12 protein-coding genes are annotated in these 14,202 nt (G+C 51.6%); 6 read left to right on the forward strand and 6 right to left on the reverse strand.

Annotated elements, in window-relative coordinates:
- The first annotated feature begins 170 nt into the window (after nt 1–170).
- Nucleotides 171–1,361 carry a DUF4421 domain-containing protein gene (locus tag K2I50_RS03905; RefSeq protein ID WP_301024930.1) on the forward strand — a complete coding sequence of 397 codons (1,191 nt, stop codon included), beginning with the start codon at nt 171–173 and terminating at the stop codon, nt 1,359–1,361.
- 11 nt (nt 1,362–1,372) lie between these two features.
- Nucleotides 1,373–3,343: an LTA synthase family protein gene (locus K2I50_RS03910; RefSeq protein WP_301024931.1), complete on the forward strand. Its 1,971-nt coding sequence runs from the start codon at nt 1,373–1,375 to the stop codon at nt 3,341–3,343.
- Between the two features lie 78 nt (nt 3,344–3,421).
- Here K2I50_RS03910 and K2I50_RS03915 read toward each other — a convergent pair whose 3' ends face one another.
- The 6 genes from K2I50_RS03915 to K2I50_RS03940 all read right to left on the reverse strand — a co-directional run bounded on the left by K2I50_RS03915 (nt 3,422) and on the right by K2I50_RS03940 (nt 9,267).
- Nucleotides 3,422–3,634, reverse strand: a complete 213-nt coding sequence (locus K2I50_RS03915; protein WP_301024932.1) for a winged helix-turn-helix domain-containing protein — start codon at nt 3,632–3,634, stop codon at nt 3,422–3,424.
- Between the two features lie 315 nt (nt 3,635–3,949).
- Nucleotides 3,950–5,017, reverse strand: a complete 1,068-nt coding sequence (locus K2I50_RS03920; RefSeq protein WP_301024933.1) for a hypothetical protein — start codon at nt 5,015–5,017, stop codon at nt 3,950–3,952.
- Nucleotides 5,018–5,188: 171 nt separating this feature from the next.
- Nucleotides 5,189–6,094: a helix-turn-helix domain-containing protein gene (locus tag K2I50_RS03925; RefSeq protein ID WP_301024934.1), complete on the reverse strand. Its 906-nt coding sequence runs from the start codon at nt 6,092–6,094 to the stop codon at nt 5,189–5,191.
- A gap of 195 nt (nt 6,095–6,289) precedes the next feature.
- The gene (locus K2I50_RS03930; protein ID WP_301024935.1) at nt 6,290–6,994 is read right to left on the reverse strand and encodes a hypothetical protein; all 705 of its coding nucleotides are present in this window, start codon (nt 6,992–6,994) and stop codon (nt 6,290–6,292) included.
- 67 nt (nt 6,995–7,061) lie between these two features.
- On the reverse strand, nt 7,062–8,123 hold the full coding sequence (locus K2I50_RS03935; RefSeq protein WP_301024936.1) for a lysylphosphatidylglycerol synthase transmembrane domain-containing protein: 1,062 nt from the start codon (nt 8,121–8,123) through the stop codon (nt 7,062–7,064).
- Between the two features lie 289 nt (nt 8,124–8,412).
- The gene (locus tag K2I50_RS03940; RefSeq protein WP_301024937.1) at nt 8,413–9,267 is read right to left on the reverse strand and encodes a phospholipase A; all 855 of its coding nucleotides are present in this window, start codon (nt 9,265–9,267) and stop codon (nt 8,413–8,415) included.
- A 191-nt stretch (nt 9,268–9,458) separates the two neighbouring features.
- On the opposite strand from K2I50_RS03940, the gene K2I50_RS03945 reads away from it, so the two are divergent.
- From K2I50_RS03945 to K2I50_RS03960, 4 genes are all read left to right on the forward strand, one after another.
- Complete coding sequence (locus tag K2I50_RS03945) at nt 9,459–10,490, forward strand: DUF4369 domain-containing protein (RefSeq protein WP_301024938.1); 1,032 nt, start codon at nt 9,459–9,461, stop codon at nt 10,488–10,490.
- A gap of 28 nt (nt 10,491–10,518) precedes the next feature.
- Nucleotides 10,519–12,111, forward strand: a complete 1,593-nt coding sequence (locus K2I50_RS03950) for a YifB family Mg chelatase-like AAA ATPase (protein WP_301024939.1) — start codon at nt 10,519–10,521, stop codon at nt 12,109–12,111.
- A 48-nt stretch (nt 12,112–12,159) separates the two neighbouring features.
- On the forward strand, nt 12,160–12,690 hold the full coding sequence (locus tag K2I50_RS03955) for an RNA methyltransferase (RefSeq protein WP_301024940.1): 531 nt from the start codon (nt 12,160–12,162) through the stop codon (nt 12,688–12,690).
- A gap of 368 nt (nt 12,691–13,058) precedes the next feature.
- Nucleotides 13,059–14,201: a glycosyltransferase family 4 protein gene (locus K2I50_RS03960; protein ID WP_301024941.1), complete on the forward strand. Its 1,143-nt coding sequence runs from the start codon at nt 13,059–13,061 to the stop codon at nt 14,199–14,201.
- Nucleotide 14,202 lies beyond the last annotated feature (1 nt).

Raw genomic sequence — 14,202 nt, forward strand, 5'->3', positions numbered from 1 at the left:
CCCTCATCACAAGCGAAAATATGCTCGACGATTGACCGCCCTGACGGTAACATTTATTATTAAACAAGCTCTTAATGAATATTATTGTCGATATAACGGCTATTTCAGATAGTTAATGATTTGAACAGTGGTGCAAAATTTCTTAATTTTGCACCATTATTTTACACGATATGCTCCATCGTATAGTTTTCAGCATTGTCGCGTTGTGGTCGGTAGCTTTGGCTGTCGGTCCTGATGTCTGTGCTTCAGAGTCGGATACTGCGTCCGATACAGGGTTGTCGGGTCTGGAGATACATCCTGCCGATACTCTTGACACCGCATGCGGCCATCCTAAGTGGGGACCCGACTACTATCAGCAGAACTGGGTGAAGCAGCTGTTTGCCAACGGGTTCAGAATCAATGACCCCGGTATCAATTATCCTAAGTTTATGAGATTCTGCCTCAATGTGTATAATTGGGGCGACCGCACGTTCAACAGCTATGACCCGGAATATGTGGTAGGTACGGGTAAAAACTGGAAACTATATCTCAACAGTCACAACTGGGCCCAGAGTTATGCTCTGTTTTTCCCTGAGAATCTCAATGTGCGTATGCTGAGCAATGTCTACAGCGACCTTGGCCCGAGTATCAACTTTATGGCTGTGGGTCTCAGCTATACCTTTAATGCCAACGAGCTTTTCAGGCATCCGGTGGCGCAGCGCCGCAATTTTGACTGGAATTTTACCTGCGCGCTGTTCACATTGCGCTATACACGTCAGTCGACAGGGGGCGGTGTGACTATAATGAACTTCGGGAATTATAATGACGGGCATCATATATCGCAGGATTTCAACGATGTCCGCCAGAAATCAACCACAATCGACGGCTATTACTTCTTCAACCACCGTCGTTATTCGCATGCCGCGGCATATTGCTACAGCAAGTATCAGCTCAAGAGCGCCGGCACACTTATATGCGGTATCAATTACGAGCGGCAGGATGTAGGCATCAATTTCAGTTCACTCCCGGCGGATATGCTTGACTTTGTGCCGGAAGGGCGTATGGACTATAAGTTCAACTATGCCGACTATAATATTATTGTCGGGTATGGCTACAACTGTGTGCTCACTCCGCGTAAGTGGCTGTTCAATATCACGACACTCCCTTCGATAGGCTACAAGCATGTGTTTCGCGAAAGTTCCGACGGACGTAAGGACATGTTTGCTACCAATATGAAGCTGCTGTTCTCGTTTGTCTACAATCACAAGGCTCTTTTTTCATCGCTCACCGGACGGTTTGACGGAGCGTTTTATCTTGGAGAGGCATATACTTTCTTCAATTCCAACATGTCGCTTTCTCTTACTGTCGGCGCGCGTTTCTGATATGAATCGCTATGCTGCGTATTCGACGTATTTCGTGTAATATATGGACTGCTACGTTGTGGCAGTGTGCGGTGACATTTGTCCTGTTTTGGCTGTCGCGTGTAGCGTTTATAGCCTACAACTGGCATCTGTCCGGTATGGGTATTGGCTATATGTGTCGGCTCATGTGGCACGGTATACCGTTTGATCTCTCGGCATGGGCCTATTTTAATGCTCTTTTTGTGGTGATGCGGTTTATTCCGGCGCCGTTCGTTGCATCGAGAGGGTGGCTGCTTGCTACCGACATTGTTTACATCACATGTAACAGTCTGTTGCTCTGCATAAACCTTGGGGATGTGGCTATGTTTCCATTTCAAGGGTCGCGTATGCGCTTTGCGGCGATAAAGAGTTTCTGTACTGATTCGAATATCGGAAGGATATTCCTGTCATATGCGGTTGATTACTGGTGGGCGTTTGCTATGGCGGCAGGTGTAGTCCTGCTCATGGTATGGCTCTACCGGAGGGTGCGCCCGGCCGGACTCCCGTCGCTATCTTCCAATATCCTTACCGGCCTGATGCGTGCCGGTGTATTTATTGGGGTTGTCGCAGTGATGGTGTTATGTATGCGCGGTCGCGTCAGCATTGTAGGCAAGTGCCTGAAGCCGGCCGATGCAGCCCGAGGGGTGGAGCGGCTCGACGAGATGAATATTGTGTTGAATACTCCGTTCAACATCATTCATTCGCTGAAGGATAAACCGTTGGAGGTACCTGCGTATTTTACGGCTGAGGAGCTCGCCTCACTTCGTCCCGATTATGATATCGCTCAGGTCGCCGGACGTGATATGTCGTGTCGCAATGTCATGCTTATCGTGATTGAAAGTTGCGGACAACATTGGATTGACCGTCTGAACAATGCCTCGGGTGCTGCTCCCCGAGGGCTTATGCCCTTTCTTGACTCTCTGTCGACGGAGTCGCTTGTCGTGCGCTATAATTTTACTACCGGACGTCGCAGCAACGAGGGGATGGCCGCGATACTCGGCGGGTTTCCGATGTTTGAGCCGTTCATCTATATGGGCTCGCCATATGAGAGCAACACTGTCGATGCGATGCCGGCTCTGCTGCGTCGCAAAGGGTATGCCACAAAATATTATTGCGGGAGCAATCATGGCTCCTTCGCTATCGACCAGATGGCTGTGATGATGGGCATGCAGAGCGTGGCCGACAGAGAGACTTATGCCGACGACCGCGATTTCGATGGAGTATGGGGAATCTATGACCATGCTATGGCCCGTTATGTGGCCACTGATTTGTCGCACATGTCTGCGCCATGGATGGCCTGCTGGTTTACGTTGTCGAGCCATGCTCCGTTTCGTGTGCCGGAATATTGGCGTACTGATGGATACAAGAGTCCCGAAGGTTCGATGGAGAGGGCTATGGAGTATGTCGACCGCTCGCTGTGCTATTTCTTTGATAATGCGCGTGAACAGCCTTGGTATGGGAATACCCTGTTTGTAATTACCGGTGACCACGGTTGCCGGGATTTGCATGGCACAATATACGACACACCATGGCTGTACTCCTCTGTGCCGATGATTGTTTACGATCCGTCGGGTGAGATTGCACCACCCGGTGAGATTGCCGACAGAGTGATGTCGCAGGTAGATACGGGTGCTATGATACTCGGACTGCTCGGATACGACGAGCCATATGTGTCAATGGGACGGGATATCCTGCATATGTCTGCTGCCGAACCTCATTATGCCATATATAAAGGGAATAACGTGTATCATATAATATCACCCCGGCTCCTTGTAAAATGGGACGGTAACGGCGATAAACCGTTGGCTATATACGATATCACTGTCGATGAGGCGCTTGAATATCCGCTTGATACCACCTACGACCTGGATGTCGCTATCATGGCCGATTCGATGATTACTTATGCGAAAGCCTATTTGCAGGATTTCACACAGCGGCTGGTTTCCGACCGTCTGCATAGATAAGCGGCTATTAACGATAATGCCGCTGACGGTACCGGCTTGTGGTTCCGTCAGCGGCATTTTGCTGTAGTGGTGGAGAGATTATTTCTGGGCGAGAGATACGATAATATTCTTACCGTTCTCATCATCAGCGATGACGAGCTTGTCTTCGCGTGCGAGCCATCCGAGGGCGAGCATCAGCTCTTTGTCCTTAAGTTTTGTTACTTTGCGAAGCTGTACCAGTCCGATGGCCTCAACTTCGTTAAGTGCATTCCATACGAGTCCGGCATTGTAGCCGATAGTGTCGATGTTCATTGTTTTATGATTTTATAGTTGGACAATATCTGTTTTATTCAGGTCTGGCGGTACACAATAGTTGCATGTGTATGGCTTTATGCTGCGAATTTACGAACTTTTACGGATTTTTAGTGCATTATTTTAACAAAACCGTCAATTTAAAAGTTTAGAGCTTGTTTAATAATAAATGTTACCACCCTGGTGGTAACATTTATTATTAAACAAGCTCTAAGACCATACCGGTTAAGCTCAAAAACAGCTTAATCGGTATGGGGCTTGGAGTTTTTGCGTGGTTTCTGTAAGTCACCTCCCGGATGCTTCAGTGCGGGGTGGTTATAGCCCGAGAGTCAGGGTAGTGAAGTAGCGCAACTGGCCTCCGAGGGCATATTGGGGAGCATATTGCAGGGTTATGTATCCCCTGTTGGGTGCAAACCATGTGGCGCTGAGCGAGGTGCCGTTGTTTACATAGTTGACCGGAGCGCCGTATATGCCGATGAAGTTGTTGTACAGGTTGTTGTAGCGCATAGGGTCGGGGTAGGGGGTGGAATACAGGAATTCCGACCTGTTCATGCCTCCGTTGGAGTAGTAGAGAGTGGCGTCGGGCCATAGGTAGTTGTATGAATTCACATCGCGGAGATACACGGTGTTGTTGGCGTATCCGTCGATATAATATCCATTGTTGACCAATGTGGTCAGCGACAGATTAAGGGCTGTGCCGAATGTTATGCCGAGGATTGTCGACAATGCCGGGGCCGAAGGACGCGGACGCCATCCGCCGGGAGGTATCGGTCGGTGCCATGGGCGTACTACCGGGCGATGTGGGCGCATGGGTGGGGGACCCCAGTGACCGTGATGCATACCATGTCCGGGAGGTGTCGGGCGGTGTGCATTGCCGGGCCGATGGGGAGGAGGTATGCCAGGCCCGGGGCGATGATTGTTGTTGCCGGCTGATGGCCGCCAGTTATGGCCCGGCTGCGGATGCTGTGGAGCGGATGGACGATGGTTGTTTTGTGGTCCGGCTCCGGGGCCCGGGTGTCTGTCGGGTCTGTTGTGTCCGTTGCCGGGGCGCATGCCTTGATTGTTGTGGTTGTTGCCTGATGGAGGTCTTACGCCCTGGTGGTTATTATTGTGATTGCCGTTGCCGCCGGGGCGCACGCCGGGTTCCTTTGGGCGCCCGGAGTTGTTATTGTTGCCTCCGGGGCGGAAATTGCCGTACTGCGACTTACCGTTGGGTGCCGAAGGCTTTCTGCCTTCTTTTCCGTTTGACCTGGAGGGTGATGATTGCGATGTGTGGTTTCCACCACCGCGTCCCGAGTGGTACTGCGCTTCCATATACAGAGGGCAGGCTGAGAGCATGGCGCATAATGTGCCGATTGCGATGTTGCGGAATAGCGGTGTCATGAGTTTGGTGGTTGTTAATGGAAAAGTTTGATTCGGTTTGCTGCAGACCCCTGTCAATGACAATCTCCAATCCATGGCGGATATCATGATTGTATCGGGTCTTATATATTATAAGATAGCGTAGGTATATGAAAGTTTACGTGTCCTATGTGAAATAATGTTAATGATGTCTTATGATTTCTGAAACTCGGAGGGTGACATCCCTGTGTTGTGCTTGAAATATTTGCCGAACGATGACTGGTTGGGGAAATTCAGTTCATAGGCTATCTGCTGAATATTTTTGCCGGAGAACCGCAGGAGGTTTTTGGCTTCGATGATTACATGGCGCCCTATCCATTGGGCTGCGCTGCGTCCGGTGGTTTCCTTTATTACCAGTGATAGATATTTGGGGGTGATGTACAGTCGGTCGGCGTAATATCCGACGGAACGTTGTTCGCGGAAATTCTGTCGGACGAGCCTCAGGAAGTCGGTCACATAATTTATGCGGCGAGAGCGCGGGGCTTTGTCTGCGTCATCGCTGTTGTTGCGGTTTTGTCGTTCAATCTCGAGCAATATGTAGAATATGTTGGCTATGAGATTGCGTGCGATGCTGATGCGGTAGTGGCTTTCATCGGGCATTTCGGCATTGTCGCGGAGTAGTCCGAGGTATTTTTGAATCAGTGCGGTGTTTTCTTCCGACAGTTTCAGCACCGGTGAGTTTTCCGGATGGAACGGATGGCGTCCGATGGCATTTGTGTCGATATTTACGCTCTCCAGAAAGTCCTTGGAGAGAAACAGGAGATATGCCTCCATGTCAGATACGTCATCGCAGTGGAGATTGACGGGCATTGTCTCATCGATTACCATTATCGAGTATCTCGGCACCTCGAGTGTCTCAAGGTTTATGGTCACGCTGCCTGAGGCATTAAGCATCAGCACGATGGTCACACCGTCGAATCGCCAGGGCGAGATTATGTCGGCTGAACTGAAGTCGCCCGGTTCGACACGTGCGAGTATATACTCCTGGCCGAGTGAGCTGAATTCGCTGCCGAATCTGCGGATATCGCTGAGGGAAATGGGTCCTATCTTCTTATTCATAAAGCCAAATTTTGCCAAAATTGAGAATATATGGCAAAATTTGCAATACTTTAGTCTTAATTTTCGACTTTTTGAACAATATGTGTGCGATATAGTCTAATCCCCGGGGCTTAGAGAATGTTTGGATTTGACTTATGTTAGAGAGGATTTCCGAGAATGTTTAGAGATTTCATAAAGTTAAATTCAAACATTCTCTTAGACGCCGGCTGCTGCTGTGGGGAGTGCGGTAGTGTCAGGGGCAGTAGCGGTATTCCCGTTTGCTTTAGGGGTAGTTTCCGCCTCTTCGGCCGGCGGAGTCGTTTCCTGTACTACCGGACGGTGTAGAGCGGCATCTGAGTTGCCGCTAACCGGCTGTACCGATGTGATGATATACTTGTGCTCGCCGCGCCAGGGTAGGATGCCGAGATACCGCTTGAAGGTGACCACTACTTCCTGGGCGGAATGCTTGTATCGCATCAGGTCGTCGGCCACACTGTTGTTCTCTACGGAGAAGTCAAAGTCGCGCATGTAGGGTCGTATCGAGTCGGCCAGCGCATTGGACACAAGCAAATCCCCTTCCCAGGTCTTGAAAATGAATCCGCGGCACTCCAGATGGTTTACATATCCGCGTTCCTGGGCTCCGACACTGTAGGGATTGAAGTATCGTATCCAGAATGCTGCCACCAGCACTACGGTCACAATGCATATTGTCCACCAGAGTATGACGCGTGCACGGCTGCTTTTGTGTCGTGGCGGTTTCTGTGGCGGAGTCTCTGTGGGGTTGCCTTCATCGCGGTTGAACGATATTGTAGGACGTCCGTCGGCATTGACGCCGTCGACCATTACTTTTTCTTCCTCCTGGATGAGCTTTTCCTCGTCGCGTGTGAAGTTGTCGGGTTTTGTATCGAAGTCGAAGTGCATGTCGAAAAATCAATGTTAAGATTACAACAATCCGGGCATCGGTATTGTCAGCGGCTTGTCGGGTGGATTACGCTTTTTTCCGGCCGATTGATATCGCGGCGAAGGTAAACAGGCCGAGCACGATGAGCAGCAGAGTCTGCATGCCCATTACAAGATTGGCAAATGAGCCGGCATACTCTTCGGTAAGGCCCGGGATGTTGTCGCTGTATAGCTTAAGCCCGAATATGATGGCCCACTGCCAGGGACCTATGCCGCCGTTGGAGGGCACTCCCATCGATATGCTCGACAGCACAAAGCATACCAGCACTGCTGTAGCGCCATACTGCACGGCTACATCGGTAGTGAGCGGAAATGAGAAAAACGCCACATAGAGCTGCATGAAATAGCATCCCCACACGGCGAGTGTAAGGAGGAGCCAGCGTCCTTTGTGGGGCATGCTCAGGATTACCGAAAAACCTTCCCAGAGATTGCGCAGTAGGTCGAGGAGCTTGCTGACATGGCTGTTGTAGCGGAATTGCCACAGGCCCCACCACACGGCGGCGCATGCGGCTATCAGTCCGGCCCATAGCCAGGGAGATGAGAGCAGCTCGGCCATGTGTCGGTAGGTGTCGCCGTTCTGCGACAGGTAGAGCATTATCTGCTTGTGGGCGATGATGAATGTGGCCAGTGTGAGCAGCAGCACTGTCACCGTATCGGCCAATCGGTCGGCTACCATCGAGCCGAACACGGTGGTAAACGATGCCTTCTCCTTCTGAGCGATGTAGCCCGTGCGCCATACCTCGCCCAGGCGCGGGAATACGAGATTGACGGCATATGTGCCGAAGATACTGAGCGTGGTGTCCCAGAGCGAAGCGTTGATGTTGAGGGCACGCAGCTGTATGCGCCAGCGCATGGCGCGGAACACGTGGGAGAAGATGCTGATTACAAGCGCCAGACCAATCCACCAGAAGTTGCAGTCGCGGCGTATGATTTCCATCATCTCCGAGAAGTTGATGTTGTGAAACAGCAGCCAGCACAGTCCTACGGTGATTACCAGCGGTATGCCGTATTTGATGAGGTTGCCTGCAATACTATTTTTCTCCGGCTTCATTGAGCCTGTAGTAAGTTCGTCGGGTTGATTTGTCGGCATAGACTACGGTTTATACTGTATCTACAAAGTTAGCATATTTACCGCTTTAACGGAAATCTACCCGCATTATTATGTGTGTGTATTATGTGCGACTTGCCCGGTGGTGATGTTCCACGTTATAGTCAATGCCGATTATACGGTCGGGACTATATCATCGAATGTATGATATATAGAGCGGTACCGAACAGACAGATGCATATGACTCTCAGTATTATTTCAAGTTTATGCAGTGTTGCAGAACTCCGTTTTTGTCAATACATTAAACAAAGAGAGCAATTGGATAACGACCTTAATAGTCGCTGAAGAATCGCGGGCGGATTACGAAGCCGACGCGGAGTTGCGATTTAAACTGCTTGTAGTCGAGCAGACCCTCGCCGTAGCCGTTGTAGTACTGGAGGAACAGATACTGGTTGGTGCGCCGCCCGATTTTGTAGCTCATCTCAAACACGGTGTTGTAGTTGAAGTTCCAGCCTTTTCGTTTAGTGACAAGCAGTGTGGCTGCAAACCGGTGGTTGAAGGGCATGTAGCTTATGCCGAATGAGTATATGCCTACATAGTCGAGGAGGTCGCGGTTGTTCTCACCGTCGATAAACGGTATCCAGAACTTGCCGTAGATCATAATCTTGGGGTCGATAAGCATGTTGGCGGCAAGCGACAGGCGGTTCCACGAACGGCTCTGTGTGGAGTCGCGGCCGTTGCTTTCATGCTCAAGGACAAGGGTGATTTTGCCGATGAACCGGTTTTTTACGAATAGCGGGCGCGTGACTCCTATACCCGGGTTGAAGTTGAGGTCGGTCATCGGAAACGACTTCTCAAGCACGTTCCAGAAACATTTCTGTGTGTAAAACAGATATAGATACGCACCTCCCGGGAGCGTGCTTCTGGTAAGACGCTGCGCTACCGATATCTGAAACTTCACGTTGGTGTTGGTGCGTGTCGGTCTCGGACCTACCGACGGACCGAATATGAAGTAATTGTCCTTGTACAGGCTGAAATATGGTGCGTCCTCAAATGCCTGTTTTACGCTGTCGACATTGAGTACATCCTCTTTCGAGGGTGAAATTATCTGGGCATGGGCACTCTGCATTCCTGATATGACAAGCAGGAATAATATAGATACGGTATGTAGGAGATATCTTAGCACTATTGATAACGGATAAATGTGAGTGGGGATGCTGCCGGACGTGAGTCCGCTACAAAGTTAACAAACTTTAAGGCTATGTTGATTTTACAAAAGTAGATTTTTTTGGTACTAAGAGTATGTAGATGGGAGGTGATATAAAAAATGGCCCGTTTTCCGATAAGTTTGCCATACTTTCTGTATCTTTGTCCGATATGGTACGCAACATACGTATATTACTGATATTGATAGTGTGCGGCATGCTTTGGGCATGCGGTGATGATGACCGCTTCCGGGTGGAAGGGGTGGTAGACGGGCTGGGCACCCGCGGCCTGCAACTTATCTACGAGTCGGGCAACGGTCTGCATACAGAGACAATCCAGGCTATCGACGGGAAGTTTTCGGTCGAGGGAGCCTCGAAGGACTATACCCTCGCTCATCTGACTACTACCGACGGACGCCTGATAGCCCGGATGCTCGTGCGCAACGGCCAGACGCTTAAATGTGTGTTTGATGTCGACAACCCCTACAACATACAGGTCAAGGGCAATAAGCCTACCGAAGAGTGGGCGAAGTTTTTGCGCGAGAACCACGAACAGCTCCGCTCGGGCAATCATGCCCGAGCCAACCGCCTGATTCTCGATTATGTCGACTCCCACAAGAGCGACATACAGTCGGCGGCGCTGATGCTCACACAATATTACGCGGTCGACGGAGAGTCGCGGGCCGACAGCATCTTTGCTCTGATTTCGCCCGAGGCGCGTCCCGACGCCCTCGTGTCGTCTTACCGTCGTATGGTATCGCGCCTCAATACAGCCGCAATCGAGGAGAAGGTGCGTTCGTTCAATCTCTATAACGCGAAGGGCATGCATGAGAATTTCTATCCCGGGCGTGCCAGCTATTCGATGCTGTATTTCTCGGGAGCTCCGGGCGAGCGGCGCGACATGGTGGCTCCTGTGATGCACCGTCTTGTCGACAGTCTGCCCAAGCGCCGCATACAGGTGGTAGAGATATCCATGGCGTCTGACACTGCGGTATGGAAGCGCAACTGGCGAGCCGACACTACGGCCTGGGCGCAGGTGTGGGTGCCCGGCGGTCCGGCCAATCCTACATTTGCACTTCTGGATATTCCGCGTCTGCCTTACTGGATACTCTGCGACAGCCTCGGGGTGCAGGTATACCGGGGAACTGATATCTCTGTCGCGGTCGACTCCCTGCGCGGACGCATCCATGCCCGCAATATATAATTTGAAACAAATGAAACCTTAAATTGCCATGCTAATAAAGACCTATGGGGCTGCCGTTCAGGGTATCGACGCTATAGTGGTCACTATCGAGGTGTCGGTGCACCAGGGTGTCGGATTCAATCTTGTCGGACTCCCCGACGCAGCCGTGAAAGAGAGTTTCCAGCGCGTGCAGACCGCTTTGGCCCAATGTGGCATGAAGTGGCCCCATAGGGCTGTTGTGGTCAATATGTCGCCTGCCGATGTCCGTAAGGAGGGCGCGGCCTACGACCTGCCGATAGCCCTCGGCATACTTGCCGCCTCAGAGCAGATCAAGGGTGATGACATGTCGCGCTACATGATTATGGGCGAAATGTCGCTCGACGGCTCGGTGCTCCCCATACGGGGCGCTCTGCCTATGGCCATAAAGGCGCGCGAACTCGGGTTCAAGGGGCTCATTCTGCCTAAGGCCAATGTCACCGAAGCGGCGGTGGTCAACAATCTCGAGGTATATGGCGTGGAGAATCTGCGCGAGGTGACAGGCTTTTTCGACGGCACATGCGAGCTTCAGCCCACTGTGATAAACACTCGCGAGGAATTCGGGAGGGCGCAGTCTGATTTTGACTGCGATTTTTCGGAGGTAAAGGGTCAGGAAAATGTAAAGCGAGCCTTTGAGGTAGCATGTGCCGGCGGTCACAACATACTCCTCGTCGGAGCGCCCGGTGCCGGCAAGTCGATGATGGCCAAACGTCTGCCGTCGATACTCCCTCCGCTTACCCTTCAGGAGGCGCTCGAGACTACCAAGATACATTCCGTCGCGGGCAAGCTCAAGCGAGGTTCCATGCTCATGACCACGCGTCCGTTCCGTGCGCCGCACCACACGATTTCGCCCGTAGCCCTTGTGGGTGGAGGCGCCAATCCCATGCCCGGCGAGATTTCGCTTGCACACAACGGTGTGCTTTTTCTCGATGAGTTCCCGGAATTCTCGCGCCAGGTGCTTGAGGTGATGCGTCAGCCGCTTGAGGACGGTCACATTACCATTGCCCGCGCCCGTTATTCGATAGACTATCCGGCCGGATTCATGCTTGTAGCGTCGATGAATCCATGTCCGTGCGGCTACTACAACCACCCTGCAAAGGAGTGTACATGTCCTCCGGGAGCCGTGACGAAATATCTCGGCCGTATATCAGGCCCGCTGATGGACCGTATCGACCTGCAGGTGGAGATTATGCCTGTGCCTTTCGAAGAACTGTCGGCGGCTGCCCCGGGCGAGCCGAGCGCAGCTATCCGGGAACGCGTTATCCGCGCTCGAGCCATACAGAGCCACCGCTACAGGAGTGTGCCGGGTGTGCACTGCAACGCTCAGATGACCTCCAGGCTGCTCGACAGGTACTGCCGTCTTGACGGGGAATGCATGCGGGTACTCGAGACTGCGATGAAGCGCTTCGATATGTCGGCCCGCGCTTATGACCGCATCCGCAAGGTTGCCCGCACCATTGCCGATATCGACTACTCCTCGTCGCTTCCTGTCGATGAGGCAGCCGAAGCCCCAATCCTTATTCATCACATGGCTGAGGCAATCTCCTACCGCAATCTTGACCGTTCTACCTGGGGAGCCACCGGCGACCTTCCCCTTAGATACTGACCGTGCTGTCGTAGCTTTAATTTGCGGAAGTTTATTAACTTTGCGGATATGAAGAAGAAGACTATTTGGGAACTGCACCGTATGAGTGTTGAGGAATGCCGCAAGGCGGAGAAGCTACCGCTTGTGATGGTTCTCGACAATGTACGGAGTCTCAGCAATATTGGCGCTATATTCCGCACATGCGACGCTTTCCGTGTGGCGTCGGTGGTGCTGTGTGGTGTGTCGGGCACTCCGCCGTCGGTCGAGATACACAAGACCGCGCTTGGCGCTGAGGATTCTGTGCCCTGGATGCATTTCGACAGCACTCTTGAGGCTGTGGCTCATCTGCGCGGCCTTGGCTACCGCATATGTGTGCTTGAGCAGGTGGAAGGGAGTGTTCCGTTGCAGGAATTCACAGTTGAGCCCGGACAAGGATATGCCATCATTGCCGGACATGAGGTGAAAGGTGTCGACCAGGAAGTTGTCGATGCCGCCGACTGCTGTATCGAGATACCTCAGTTTGGCTCAAAGCACTCGCTCAACGTATCGGTCAGCGCTGGTATCACCCTGTGGCATCTCTTCAGCCACATGCAGTTTTAGAGCTTGTTTAATAATAAATGTTGCCGTCAGGGTCGTATAGCTTGAGACGATTTTCGATATGTGACGAGGGAGTGTACTTTATGTACACAACTGAGGAACAGGGCGAAAAGCGGCCAAGATATACGAGACAAAAGGTAATTTTATAATCACTAAATCTCTTGCTGATTTTTGAGAAAATGCAAAATATATCAACGATATTAAACAAATTACCTCCCGTCGGTCATTGGCCGGCATCTTTCCGCCTGCTCTTCGGGAGTTATGGAACCCCATAACTCCCTCATCACAAGCGAAAATCTGCTCGACGAATGACCGCCCTGACGGTAACATTTATTATTAAACAAGCTCTTAATACGTAAAGCTCTAAAGTTATGATAATCGGATTTGACGGCAAGCGTGCCGTGCAGAACAATACAGGTCTTGGCAATTATTCACGCCTCGTTGTTGACTCTCTGTCGCGCTACTATCCGGCCAACAGTTACCGTCTGTATGCTCCTGTGCGCCGGTCCAATCCGCGACTTACTCCTGTGCTGGCCAATCATAATGTGGAACTTCTTACTCCTGCTACTGCATTCGGGCGTTTTGCCCGTCATATATGGCGCAGCTATGGTGTGACCTCCCAGGCTCAGAGTGACGGGTGTGAGCTGTTTCACGGCCTTTCGGGAGAGCTGCCGTTCAATATACGTTCGGCCTCGATGGCTTCTGTCGTCACAATCCACGACCTCATATTCCGTCATTATCCTGAATATTACACACCGATTGACTGCCGGATATACGACTATAAGTTTCGGAGAGCCTGCTCCGATGCCACCCGCGTGATTGCGATAAGCGAGTGTACCAAGCGCGATATAATGGAATTTTACGGCACTCCGGCTGAAAAGATAGATGTGATATATCAGGGATGTCATGAGCAGTTTGGAGCCGCCATACCGCCGGAGAAACTTAAGCATGTGCACCGCCAGTATCAGCTGCCCGAGCGATATATAATCACGGTGGGCACAGTCGAATCACGCAAGAACCAGTTGCTTGCAGTCAAAGCGCTTTCTTTGCTGCCGAGCGATGTTGTGCTTTATATCGTAGGTGGCGCCACCCCTTATGCCGACGAAATAGCCCGCTATGTCGATGCCCATGGCCTCTCTGACCGTGTGCGTCGTCTGGAGGGGATACCTTTTGACCATCTGCCGGCATTGTATGCTATGGCTGCGGTGTCGTCTTATACATCTCGTTTCGAGGGGTTCGGACTTCCTGTAATCGAGTCAATCAACTCGGGCACGCCGGTCATAGCATGTACCGGCTCGGTGCTTGAGGAGGCCGGTGGCCCAGGGGCGGTATATATCGATCCGGACGATGTCGATGCATTTGCCGAAGCTGCCCTGAGAATTATGGAAAATCCGTCGCTTAGGGCTGAAATGGTAGGCCTCGGACAGGAATATACCGCGCGTTTCAGTCATCGTGCGATGGCCGACTCGATAATGAATACCTATAGGCGGGCACTCTTCGAACGGCAGCAATAGA

It is taken from the genome of Muribaculum sp. (assembly GCF_029051885.1).
In the GTDB taxonomy this organism is placed as follows: domain Bacteria; phylum Bacteroidota; class Bacteroidia; order Bacteroidales; family Muribaculaceae; genus Muribaculum.

Bases quoted from the DNA above. Each gene is read 5' to 3' on its own strand.
- K2I50_RS03910 (WP_301024931.1), top strand. From the start codon at position 1,373: ATGCTGCGTATTCGACGTATTTCGTGTAATATATGGACTGCTACGTTG.
- K2I50_RS03920 (WP_301024933.1), bottom strand. From the start codon at position 5,017: ATGACACCGCTATTCCGCAACATCGCAATCGGCACATTATGCGCCATG.
- K2I50_RS03955 (WP_301024940.1), top strand. From the start codon at position 12,160: ATGAAGAAGAAGACTATTTGGGAACTGCACCGTATGAGTGTTGAGGAA.
- K2I50_RS03950 (WP_301024939.1), top strand. From the start codon at position 10,519: ATGCTAATAAAGACCTATGGGGCTGCCGTTCAGGGTATCGACGCTATA.
- K2I50_RS03935 (WP_301024936.1), bottom strand. From the start codon at position 8,123: ATGCCGACAAATCAACCCGACGAACTTACTACAGGCTCAATGAAGCCG.
- K2I50_RS03925 (WP_301024934.1), bottom strand. From the start codon at position 6,094: ATGAATAAGAAGATAGGACCCATTTCCCTCAGCGATATCCGCAGATTC.
- K2I50_RS03915 (WP_301024932.1), bottom strand. From the start codon at position 3,634: ATGAACATCGACACTATCGGCTACAATGCCGGACTCGTATGGAATGCA.
- K2I50_RS03930 (WP_301024935.1), bottom strand. From the start codon at position 6,994: ATGCACTTCGACTTCGATACAAAACCCGACAACTTCACACGCGACGAG.
- K2I50_RS03960 (WP_301024941.1), top strand. From the start codon at position 13,059: ATGATAATCGGATTTGACGGCAAGCGTGCCGTGCAGAACAATACAGGT.
- K2I50_RS03945 (WP_301024938.1), top strand. From the start codon at position 9,459: ATGGTACGCAACATACGTATATTACTGATATTGATAGTGTGCGGCATG.
- K2I50_RS03905 (WP_301024930.1), top strand. From the start codon at position 171: ATGCTCCATCGTATAGTTTTCAGCATTGTCGCGTTGTGGTCGGTAGCT.